This window comes from Paenibacillus sp. FSL H7-0943, from assembly GCF_037963265.1.
Lineage (GTDB): Bacteria > Bacillota > Bacilli > Paenibacillales > Paenibacillaceae > Paenibacillus_AQ > Paenibacillus_AQ odorifer.
Window position 1 is genome coordinate 813731 of record NZ_CP150148.1, and the last position, 12664, is coordinate 826394.

The following is a 12664-nucleotide window of genomic DNA, read 5'->3' on the forward strand; positions in this document are numbered from 1 at the left end:
CAATATGGATGCTAACAGGAGAAGTTCGTAACAAGGTTGATAAAATATGGTCTGATATATGGGCAGGTGGTATCAGTAATCCATTAACGGTTATTGAACAGCTTACCTACTTAATGTTTATTCGTTCTCTCGATGAGAAGGAATTAGAGAATGAGAGTTTTGAAGCTTTAAGCGGTGAAGCCATGCCGAAGATATTCCCGCAGGACGAAGATGGACAAGAACTGCGCTGGAGTAAATTCAAAACCAAAGATGCCCGAATCATCTATGATATTGTTGGCACGAAGGTATTTCCTTTTATCAAAGCAATGAATGGAACGAACATGACGGCTTTCTCGCGTTATATGCAGGATGCCATGTTCCTAGTTCCAACTCCGCAAGTATTGCAGAAGATGATCACAGGTCTTGATGAGCTTTATGAACATGATATTAAGAACCTGGATATGCAGGGTGATCTTTACGAGTACATGCTAGGCAAACTGGCTTCGGCTGGACAAAACGGTCAGTTCAGAACACCCAAGCATATTCGCGACTTGATGGTACATCTGCTTGCACCCACACCTAATGATAAGATCGTTGACCCGGCTTGTGGTACAGCGGGTTTTCTTGTCTCTTCTGCCGAATATATTCGTGAAAAATACGAGTCTGAGATGACCAGCGAGCAGTGGGAACATTTCTCAGGTGCGATGTTCTCAGGTTATGATACAGACAGAACCATGCTGCGTCTGTCTGCCATGAATTTGATGCTCCATTCCATTAGCCAGCCACATATTGATTATGTGGATAGTGTATCCAGACAGAATAATACGGCATCTGCCTATGATATTGTGCTTGCAAATCCTCCGTTTACTGGAACCGTGGATATTGAGAGTATCAACGAAAACCTGAGATCTATCACTGATACAAAAAAGACGGAGCTTTTATTCGTAGCGCTCTTCCTACGTATTCTTCGTAAAGGTGGTCGCTGCGCTTGTATCGTGCCAGATGGCGTTTTGTTTGGTTCGACCAAGGCGCATAAATCACTTCGCAAAGAGCTGGTAGAGAATCATCAGCTTCAAGCGGTAATTTCCATGCCGAGCGGCGTATTCAAACCGTATGCAGGAGTCAGCACGGCTATTCTGTTGTTTACTAAGACAAGTGCGGGTGGTACGGATAAAGTATGGTTTTATGATATGAAAGCGGACGGTTATTCTCTAGATGATAAACGTTCGTCCATCGAGGCTAATGATATCCCAGATATCATTGCCCGTTACCATAAACTTGAAGGTGAAGCTGACCGTCAGCCAACAGAGCAGAGCTTCCTGGTGGATAAAACTGTGATTGAAGCGAATGAATATGATCTTTCCATTAATAAATATAAAAAAGTTGTGTATGAAAAGGTAGAGTACGACAAGCCAGTAGTAATCATGGCTCGTCTGAATGAGCTGAACCTTGATATTGCTGCCAAGATGGAGGAATTGAGGGTGCTTATTGATGGTTAACAAAACGATTGGTGATATCTGCAATATTATAAGTGGATATGCCTTTGATTCAAAACTCTTTACTGATAACTCTCAAGATACACCATTAATCAGGATACGAGATGTTATGAGAGGATATACAACCACTTACACAAAAGAAAACTTTGATAAAAAATATATAGTGAAAAACGGTGATCTGCTTATTGGCATGGATGGTGAATTTAATATTGCACCTTGGAATAGTGTCGATGCATTGCTAAATCAACGAGTTTGCAAAATATGGTGCTCATCAAATGAAGTTATAGAAAAATACGTATTATACTTTTTACCAAAAGCCTTAAAAGATATTGAACGAGCAACTTCGTTTGTAACTGTTAAACACTTGTCTGTAAAAACCATTAAAGAAATTCCAATTTCAATACTACCTCTTGATAAACAAAAGCAAATTGTCAAAACATTAGACACTGCCGCTGAACTGCTTGCTATGCGTAAACAGCAGCTTGCAAGGCTGGACAATCTGATAAAATCAACTTATTTCGAAATGTTTGGTGACCCAATAACTAATGAAAAAGAATGGGATATTAAGAAACTTTCAGAAATCGGAGATTTGAATAGGGGAATCTCAAAACATAGACCTAGAAATGAGCCTGCTCTTTTAGGTGGTGCTCATCCACTTATTCAAACAGGTGATGTTGCTAATGCGGATTTTATCATAAAAGAATATAAGCAGACTTATTCAGATTTAGGGTTGCAACAATCTAAAAAATGGGATGCTGGAACCTTATGCATAACAATAGCTGCAAATATCGCAAAAACTGCTATTTTAGGATTTGATGCGTGTTTTCCAGATAGTGTTGTAGGATTTACTGCGAATGAGCAGACAAATAATATTTTTGTATATTTATGGTTTGATTTCTCTCAAAAAATTATTGAAGCCCAAGCACCTGAGTCTGCTCAAAAAAACATTAATTTGAAAATTTTAAATGATTTAGATATTATTGTGCCGCCAATTGAACTCCAAACCCAATTCGCCAACATCGTCACCAAAATCGAAGAACAAAAATCTCTCGTCAAACAAGCCATAGACGAGACGCAGCACCTCTTCGACAGCCTAATGAGCGAGTACTTCGAATAACAAGCGAATTGCTTATACTAATCATTTTCTCTTTTCAATTAATCTCTACCACATTCTACCCGTGAGGTGAATCCAATGCCTGCTAACTTTGAATTCTTACAGGGACAAACGGAATATAAGTTATTTGCTACAGCTTCCATTGAAGCGGAGAGGGTGCTTGCCACCTCTCCGGCAATGGCGGCAGTAGGTAGCCGTAAGGCTTTTGAGCTTGCTGTGAAATGGGTTTACGCTGCTGATAACACCATCACCATGCCGTATAAGGACAATTTGCAGGCGTTGATTCATGAACCTACTTTTAAATTCGCGATGGACAACCAGACTTGGGGCAAGCTTTCCTATATTATCAAGCTGGGGAATCTTGCGGTACATACGGATAAGGCGATCAACAGTAGTGATGCGGTGTTGTCACTAGCCGCTTTATTTGAATTCGTGCAGTGGATTGATTATTGCTATGGTGCTAATTATGAAGAACGCCATTTCGCAGAGAGTAATATCCCTGTAGAGAAGGTAATTCTGGATGAAGCCAGGATCAAAGAGAAAGACAGTTTAATAGAGCAAAAAGAATCTGAAATTGAAGCTCTACGTGCTCAGATTGCGGCAATGAGTAACAAGCTCACCGCTGACAAAGAGCAGCACCAGGAAGAGCGCCATTTTACTCCAGAGGATATCTCGGAGTTCCGCACGCGCAAGAAATACATAGATGTAGACCTAAAGCTACTTGGCTGGACAATCGGTGATGATGTAAGGGAAGAAGTAGAACTGTACGGGATGCCTAATAATGAGGGGAAAGGATATGCCGACTATGTGCTTTATGGCAAGGATGGCTTGCCTCTGGCAATCATTGAAGCAAAACGTACCTCCAAGGACCCGAAGGTCGGAACCCATCAGGCCAAGCTGTATGCAGATTGTCTGGAGCAAATGACTGGCAGACGTCCGATGATGTTCACGACCAACGGATTCGAGACCAATCTGTGGGATGACATTACCTCTCCACAGCGTAAGGTAAGCGGTGTGTTCTCCAAGTCAGATCTGCAGAAGCTGATGAATCGGCGGAAGGAACGCAAGGTTTTGGATGAAGTGGTTATTGATGATAAGATCACAGACCGCTACTATCAGAAGGAAGCGATTCGTGCGGTATGCGAGAATATTGGGACAGGTCATAGACGATCTTTGCTGGTTATGGCGACTGGCACCGGGAAGACAAGAACAGCCTCCAGTTTAACTGATGTGTTATCCCGTGGAGGGTATGTGACCAACATCCTATTTCTGGCCGACAGAAAAGCCTTGGTCAAACAAGCGAAGGACGATTTTAAGAACTATCTGCCGGATATGTCTCTTTGTAATCTGCTTAGCAATAAGGATGACAAGACGGCTCGTATTGTTTTTTCCACTTATCCAACGATGCTGAATGCGATTGATAGGGCTAAGAGCGATGATGGCAAGCGTTTATTCACTCCCGCCCACTTCGATTTAATTATTGTGGATGAGGCACACCGGAGTATATTTAAGAAATTCCGTACCATTTTTGAATATTTTGATGGCATTATTGTGGGGCTGACAGCAACTCCCAAGACGGAAGTAGATCGTAATACGTATGATTTCTTCGAGATGGAGAGCGGTGTGCCGACCTATGCTTATCCTTACGAGACGGCTGTTGAGGTAGACCACGTTCTGGTGCCATATCATAATATTGAAGTTACGACGAAGTTTCTGGAGCAGGGCATCACTTATGAGACTCTTTCCGAGGATGACAAGGCGCGATACGAAGAGGATTTCACAGATGATGATGGCGAGATGCCTGAATTTATTCCCTCTCCAGCAATCAACGAATTTATTTTTAATCAGGTAACTGTGGATCGAGTACTGGAGGATTTAATGACCCAGGGGATCAAAGTATCAGGTGGAGACCGACTGGGAAAAACGATTATTTTTGCGCAAACCAAACAACACGCACAGTACATCGTAGATCGATTTAATAAACTATACCCTCAGTATAAGGGTGATTTTTCCCAGCGAATTGTATCGGGGGATAATTACACGCAAAGCTTGATTGATGATTTCAAAATACCCAATAAAAGTCCTTATATCGCCGTAACGGTGGATATGCTGGATACAGGTATAGATGTGCCGGAAATCGTCAATCTGGTGTTCTTCAAACGGATTCGTTCCAAAACTAAGTTCTGGCAGATGATTGGCCGGGGGACAAGGCTTCGTAATGATCTGTTTGGAGAGGGAGAGGACAAGACACTTTTTGTTATTTTTGATTATTTGGGCAACTTTGAGTTCTTCCGTCAACATAAGGAGGGATTGCAGGGGAATGAAGCCTACAGCTTGTCCGAAGCTATTTTTGCCAAGCGGGTCCGGATAATTCATCATATGCAGCAGTCTATCTTTATAGATGAACCCTATCAATTGATTCGTACTGATTTGATAGAAATAGTAATTGGACAAATTCAAGCTCTTAATACGGAATTAATATCTGTAAAAATGCAGCTGCAATACATAGAGAAGTATAAACATAATGCGGCTTTTGTCTGCCTTCTGGAGCAGGATCAATCCAATCTGATTAAATATCTTGCGCCTATTGTCTATATGGATGATGTAGATGAGCATGCCAAACGCTTTGATAATTTAATGTATGGACTTATGCTTGCACAGGTTGAGGAATCGCCACAATACAAGAAGAGTAAGAAGCAACTCATAGAGGTAGCTACCACCCTATTGCAGCGTGCGACTATACCGCAGGTTAGAGAAAAACTGCCGCTTATCCAAACCATAGGAACGGATGAGTTCTGGGAAAGTGCTAATATACTGAATTTTGAAAAAGTACGCACGGAGCTACGCAGTCTCATTAAATTTATCGTAGATGAAGGCGGCAAGAACCCGATTTATACCAATCTCGCCGATGAGGTTCTTGAAATCCATGAGGGAAAAGCGATGTACGAGGCTTATACCTTTGAGGATTATAAGCTCAAGGTTAACCGCTATATTGAGAAGAACCGGGACAATCTTGTGATTCATAAGCTCCGCAATAATATTCCGTTAACGGCGCTGGACTATGAAGCATTGGAGAAGATTTTTACAGGCGAACTTGGCACAGCAGAGGATTATCAGCGGGAGTTCAAGGACACTCCGTTCGGCTTGCTGGTGCGCAAAATTGCCAAGCTGGAATATGAGGCGGCAACGGCTGCTTTTTCGGAATTCATCAATGATCAGTCGCTGAGTCAGGGGCAGATTGTCTTTGTCAAAAAGGTAATTGATTATATTGTCCAGAACGGTTATATCGACAATGTGTCTGAACTGATTAAACCGCCTTTTGACAAGCCACAGAGCTTCATTAAGCTGTTTGATGGAACGAAGCAACGAAGACTTGTAGAGATGGTTACACAGATTAAAGAGAATGCTGTGAAGATTATTGGGTGAGGTAGGAATGGGTATAAAAAAATAAATGCCAAACCACGTTCTTCCGTAGTCTGGCTTTCATTTGATGGGGGCTCATCATATAAAGTTTGTTCACACTGCCTACTCTACGTATGTGGAGTGCTGCTCACTGTGGGTGCGGAAGGACAATTAAACCGGAGATGTATTGGCGCAAAATAGTAAAGAGGGTCGGAGTACCCCTCTTTATTGTTATTTAATTAAGCGGAAATCGTGATTTGTAGCAAGACATTATTTTAACGTGCAACGGTGGGATGCGGATTTGACGACTCCTTTAGCAGGAGTAATTCATACTGAACAGAAATTTCATAATATTGGAGCAACCTTACCTATAACCATAGTAAAGACAGAAGACCGCAGATCACCTACCTTTAGAAGGTGAGTCTTGCGGTTTTTGTGCTTACTTTGAGATTTTTCTTACGGTGTAGTTGGCGATGAATGACCTAGACTACAGGATATTGATACTTAGAAAGGAATGACGTAAAGAAAGAGTAGGCAATTAAGTTGACAGATGAATTTATGAATAATTATAAAGTTTAGGACTAAGTTCAATATTAAAAATGTTAAAATTTATGCCTTTTGGTGATGGGATTTTTTAATACAATGTATACAATGATAGGATACATATGAAAGTTTGGGATGATATTTTAAATTTGTAATATTTTAGATTGGTAAAATTTATGATAACCTAAATAAATGATCACTTTTCCATAAATAGTCATGAAATAAAAGCATAATTGCTAACAGTCAATAGAAAGAAGGGCTTACTATGAGCAATTGTATTGTACACTTTCTTCCCGCCAAAGCGGGAGATTGTTTTGTTGTAGAGTTTGACAATAGGGAGTGTATCATTGTCGACTGCGGATATAAACCCACATACGAAAACGAACTGAAACCTTTGTTGATCCAGTTAAACCAAAAAGGATGCCGGGTAATATTGATGCTCATTACACACATAGATCAGGATCACATAGAAGGAGCAATTGAATTTTTACGCGAGAACGGTCCTTCGTCCGCGCCTCGCATCATCAAGGTAGATAATATTTGGTTTAACGGATTTTTCAACACGCTGTTTATGCGGGATGAATTTCAAGAGAGAAGACGGTCTGTAATTGGGGATTTGCAAAAGAAACGGATGGAGATAGTATTGGGTCAGCTATCCATGCAGATTAACGCTGATGACGGCCCAATATCGGCAGTTCATAGCAAAAGCTTTGAGGAACTATGCGCTCAGAACGGTTATCAGCTAAACATGCAGTTTGATGATAGGGTAATCAAAAGAAGTATTGATAGTAGAAGTCATTTGGTCAATGATGCTATTAAAATTGGAGACTGTAGAATAATTGTGTTATCTCCAAACGAAGTTTCGTTAGAGAGATTGGCACATAAACTAAATATTGAGTTGATCAAAAACTTTGGTATCAATTATGAACTTTCAGATCATGTGGAATTTTCACTTTTGTTTGAACGCTTAATGGAACTACAAATAGAGCCCGGTATTTCCGAGGAATACATATCGGCTTCTGAGGCGCGGCTTGAACATTGGATAGGAACTTCTACACTAGCGCATATGAATGATGTCAACAATGCAGGAATTGTAACTGAAATAGAATATAAGGGGATAAGACTGTTATTTGCAGGTGACTCGGATAGCGATAATTGGGCAAAGTATCTGACAGACGAATATGATGTCATCAAGCTATCACACCACGGTACAACAAAGCCAAATATAACGTTACTAGAAAAGACAAAGGGTAAAAGAATACTTGTTTCTACAGACGGCGGAAAACAAAATCGACATCCGGAAAATGATTTGCTGGCAAGAGCCATTTTAAGTGGAAATAAAAATATATATTTTAATTATGAAATCAGACAAAAAAAAGAATTACTCAATATGCAGGATCAATATGGTTATTCTATGGTTTTTGCACAACGGCAAATCGAAATCTAAGGAGAACTATATGGAGAAATATATAGTCAGGGTACAATCATATTATCAAGGTGAGCGTATCCAAAACGGAACTGGAATTATAATTGCGCCAAATCTCGTCTTAACGGCTGAACATGTGGCCTGCGGAGACTGTCATATGGTATGTATCGATGATAAAGAGATTGAGGCTCACATTATAAAAGGGAATGAATTCGCAGTACTGATGGAGATCAGTCAATCCGACTATACATACAGCGTAGCAGATTTTTTTTCGGATGATGAAATATTAGATGAAGCATCTCCCTGGTCCGTTAGGGGATTCATTACGTCCCAACAGCATGAGCATCATATAAAAGGAACTGGATTTGATTTTTCTCCATTATTGGGAACTGATTGGGATTATTGTCTATCAGCAATTACGGGTGGAGCAGCTGATAATTACGAGGGATTATCTGGTTCTCCAGTTTTTTGCGATAACAGAGTTGTGGGTATTCTCCAAATGCAGGCTTATAATAGCAGCGGCGCACTTGGTGTACGCATGTCATCTGTGAAAACGTTTCAGGATTTGCTAATGAAAGAAAATTTTAAACCAAATGAATATTATATGTTGCTGAAAGAGACCTGTACCCAATATACGAAAAGCCAGATCGAGAAAAATGTGAGAAGTAAAAAGTATATTGCGGATATATTTGTGGAAGAGGGTGGATATAAAGAAAATCTCCGATATTTCTCAGATCCCCTGTTGTTTTTGAAAAAGGCAATCAATGATGTGAAAATTATTGATTTTAAAAGTATGAATGTAGACCTAAAAAATATTGGCAAAGAGAGCATTGATTTTTCCGATTTTACGGAGGATTTTTTATCAACGGATTTGGAACAGGTATCCACCTATCTAAAAGACAGAGTTTCAAATGCTATTTCCTTATTAGATGAATTGGGGGAGAATAATGAGTCATACAAGGACCTAGAAAAGTACTTCGATGTCAGACAGAACAGTCTTAACAACTCCGTTAAATATTACTTATCTAATATAAAAGAGAACATCGACTTTATAATGAAAAAATATATCCTATTAAGCAAAGATGCCGGGCAGGGGAAAACAAATTTTGTATGTGACTTCGCGTTGAATTTCCTAATAAGAAAAAAATATTGCGCACTATATTTTAATGCCTATGATTTTAGGGACAATCCAATGGGTTTCATAAAGCGAAAATTATCTCTTGACGGGAGGTACCCATTTCTCTATGCAAATAAAATTTTACTTCGTGAGTGGCAACGCAGCCAAAGGCCCTTTGTAATTATCATAGACGGCTTAAATGAGAACACACTTGTGGAGAACTTTGGTCAGGGTATACGGGATTTCCTTGAAGAATGTAAGTATTATCCATATATTAAGGTGATTATGACAACCCGAAATGAGCTCTTTCAGGAACGTTTTGCGGTGATTGAAGAAGGTATGTATTCGAGTGCTTATCAACATATCGATATGTGGCAAAGAGGAAACGATTTCAAGGAGCGGATCTTCCGGGGTTATCTACGCTTTTTTGGGATCACGATTAGGGAAAATACATTAACGAATAGATTCTATGACGCATTAACGAATGATATACTGCTGTTGCGATTTTTTTGCGAAGTGAACGAAAACAAGAAGCTAATCTATGTATATGATGTTTACAAATATGATGTTTTCAAGAGTTATTTGGCTATTAAATCACTTGAATATCAAAAAAATCAACAGATATTAAATAATCAAGACTCTTTAAATGCCCTGCTTGATAAAATTTCGGAGTACATGATTCGTGAAAAATCGTTCTTTAATATCCCATCGGGAATTTTCAATGAATCAGAGCAAGAATTGCTTTATAAAATGCTTGATAATGAGGTTATATTCAAAGACGAACAGATAATAAAAATGGGTATGTTAAAGAGAAACACCGTTGTTATCAGCTTTACCTTTGATGAGTTCCGAGATTTCTGCATTACAAACTATATTTTAACCCACCTTGCAGAGCAGCAAGCTTTTTTGGAGTTCTGGAGCCAAATGAACGAAGAGAATCTGACAATCAAAGAAGGCGTTCAAAAATACATTTTCTATTTAGCACGAACCGAGTCGCAGGAGGATCTATTGCCAATCATACAAAATCTTCCTGAGTATGAAACTCTATATTGGGAACATATTTGGGGACTTGAGGATCGTCATTTTACAGCCGAGGATGCGGAATTATGGAAAATGCAGCTTATTACGAATGAACGCTACGCGAAAAAGATTGTTCGTGACCTAATTATCAAATATGACTGTGAGTTTTTTAGAAATATCAATATCCATTTACTGTTTGAAGCGCTTGATGTGCTTGTCCAAAAATTAGATCTGTACGATGCATTTATTAAGAGAATGTTTGGTGTTCAACGGCAGGAGAAAAATATCTACACCAGTTCGCGGTCGGAGTCGATCTGGCCATTTAATACTATGGTACAAGATATTACTAATTATGTGAGTGTTGATAATTGGAATGTGAATCATTCCGAATTATATCGATTGGTAATTTATTTACTTGAATTGGAATACTGGAGTGCGCTTGATTTATGGCACAAACTTTTTGAAATATCGCCTGAGGTAGCTGTTTACATACTGAATGAAACAAATCAGCATAAAAGTAGCTTAATTTTATGTAATGTAAAGGAAATTTTACGTCATCTCAAAAAGGTTAGGAAGGGCGATGAATACGATTTGATAATTGAACGTTTAGATCAGGAAAACAATTTTTGTAGGGACATTTCTATCGACGTTAAGCTTTTTTCGAAATTGCTTCTCGATGAATTCGGAGAATAACATGAGAATACTAAATATAGCTGGTGTATATTATTGTATTGCTAATGATGATTTTCTTTATGAAGAACTTGAAAAAAAAATAGTTGATTTGTCGCATCTGCGAAAGAATTCCTTTGCAGAATTCTACACAAAGAGGATCCTTAGAGCCTTTTTTCAATATGCTAGAGATTTAAAAAAAGAGTATATGAAGTACTATCAAGAGGAATATGAAATTTTTGCTGATTACTTGTATATAAAAGAGTTGTTAGATTGGGGGAATATTCATAATTTGGAGCTGAGCGAACATCAAACTTTATTAAAGCTCAATCTAAATCTGATGAGCTATAACGCCGACAACCTGATCGAATATGGAGAAAACGGGTTAGATAATCTGAATCAGGCTTTAAAGGAGATTAGTATATGAAGATCAGACAAGACTTTGTAACAAACAGTTCCTCTACTTCCTTCATTATTTCAATGAAGGAAGAACTTAATAAAGATTATTTTTTAAAAGGATTAGGAGTCGAAGGGGCATCTCCGATTAATCAGATTTTTGAAGATTTATACGAAGCAGTTGATCAGAATAAGCAGGAGATAAGGCAATATTTAAAGGAGTATGGAACATCTTATAGTGGTATCGCCGAATTTCTGCAAGAGCAACGCTACGATGAAGAAACAGTCAAAGTAGTAGAGAAGTTGTTGGCAGAAAACAGAAAGGTGTATTACGGTAATCTTAGTTCAGATGGGAATTCGGCTGCGGAAGTATATTTTTGTATGGAAAGCTTTCTGATTTGTGAAGAAGATATATATTTTAACGGCAAAATCGGGGGTTGGTGATGGGGAGTTGGTTGATTCGAAATTGTAAAGAAAGCGGATACATCCTTGGTTTTGATAAGGAAGAGGGAACGTTTATAAGATATGGCAAAGAGGGGAGCGACCCATTCTATAACAAAGTAGGGCCAGAACTGCTGGATATAGCAATTACAAATTATTGCGAGCGTGGATGCTATTTTTGTTATCGCGCTTCAAACAGGCATGGTTATTCCATGCGTTTGGAAGATTACGAGCTTGTCATGGAGCAGGCGGAAAAGTCAGGAGTTTTACAGGTGGCTTTGGGTGGAGGGAACCCTAACCAGCATCCTCAATTTGTACAGATACTGCAAAAAACACGCGAACATAACATTGTTCCGTCATATACAACAAACGGACAAGGTATGACGGATGAGATCTATGAGGCAACGAAAAAATTTTGTGGTGCAATGGCTGTCAGCTGGTATAAACCTTACGTGGATGCATTGAATGTTATTAAACGAGCTGGGGAATACGGTATTAAAGTCAATATTCATTTTATGCTTAATAAACGTAGCCTTCTCCAGGCAATGGAATTGATGGAGGAGCAATCCAATCAACTAGAAGGCGTCAATGCAATCGTGTTTTTGAATTATAAACCCGTACATTCCTCAGATGAATTGTGTCTGACGGATGGAAATGAAATTAAGGGTTTTTTTGAGTTCTTAAAAAAATTCAAAAAATGCAAGATAGGATTTGATAGTTGTATGATTTCGTATCTGCCACTGATGGGAGAATCTCTCTTAAAGGAGACAGTGGATTTTTGTGAAGCTGCTAGATTTTCAGGTTATATATCAGAAAACCTGCTCTTTTATCCATGCTCGTTCATGAATGATATCTCTGGGAATGGAATTGATTTAAGGAAGCATTCACTACAGGATGGATGGAGATTTGGAGAAGAATTCATCAAAATGCGTGAGAGATTAAGCAAGCCCAGCGTACAGGAACAGTCCATCTCTAAGTGTCGAAACTGTGAAAGCTATGAGATGTGCCACGGTGGGTGCCAGATTTTTAATATCAACAGATGTAGATGATGGAGGAAGAAA

The 12664-nt window shown here is 39.0% G+C and carries 8 protein-coding genes; all 8 read left to right on the forward strand.

The genetic code is table 11. From position 1 onward, the window contains the following. Nucleotides 1-8: 8 nt before the first annotated feature. Nucleotides 9-1478 carry a class I SAM-dependent DNA methyltransferase gene (locus NSQ55_RS03600; RefSeq protein WP_339171271.1) on the forward strand — a complete coding sequence of 490 codons (1470 nt, stop codon included), beginning with the start codon at nt 9-11 and terminating at the stop codon, nt 1476-1478. Then, a complete protein-coding gene (locus NSQ55_RS03605; protein ID WP_339171275.1) occupies nt 1471-2592 on the forward strand; it encodes a restriction endonuclease subunit S in 1122 nt (373 codons plus the stop codon). The genes NSQ55_RS03600 and NSQ55_RS03605 overlap by 8 nt, the downstream gene beginning before the upstream one ends. 75 nt (nt 2593-2667) lie before the next feature. Further along, nucleotides 2668-6015 carry a DEAD/DEAH box helicase family protein gene (locus tag NSQ55_RS03610; RefSeq protein ID WP_339171278.1) on the forward strand — a complete coding sequence of 1116 codons (3348 nt, stop codon included), beginning with the start codon at nt 2668-2670 and terminating at the stop codon, nt 6013-6015. Nucleotides 6016-6799: 784 nt separating this feature from the next. Further along, entirely contained in the window at nt 6800-7981 is a 1182-nt protein-coding gene (locus NSQ55_RS03615; RefSeq protein ID WP_339171281.1) for an MBL fold metallo-hydrolase, read from the forward strand. Nucleotides 7982-7991: 10 nt separating this feature from the next. Further along, nucleotides 7992-10790, forward strand: a complete 2799-nt coding sequence (locus tag NSQ55_RS03620; RefSeq protein ID WP_339171283.1) for a hypothetical protein — start codon at nt 7992-7994, stop codon at nt 10788-10790. A 1-nt stretch (nt 10791) separates the two neighbouring features. Continuing rightward, the gene (locus NSQ55_RS03625; protein WP_339171285.1) at nt 10792-11193 is read left to right on the forward strand and encodes a hypothetical protein; all 402 of its coding nucleotides are present in this window, start codon (nt 10792-10794) and stop codon (nt 11191-11193) included. Beyond that, on the forward strand, nt 11190-11606 hold the full coding sequence (locus NSQ55_RS03630; protein ID WP_339171288.1) for a hypothetical protein: 417 nt from the start codon (nt 11190-11192) through the stop codon (nt 11604-11606). The genes NSQ55_RS03625 and NSQ55_RS03630 overlap by 4 nt, the downstream gene beginning before the upstream one ends. Next, a complete protein-coding gene (locus NSQ55_RS03635; RefSeq protein WP_339171291.1) occupies nt 11606-12652 on the forward strand; it encodes a radical SAM protein in 1047 nt (348 codons plus the stop codon). Before NSQ55_RS03630 ends, NSQ55_RS03635 begins: the two co-directional genes overlap by 1 nt. Nucleotides 12653-12664 lie beyond the last annotated feature (12 nt).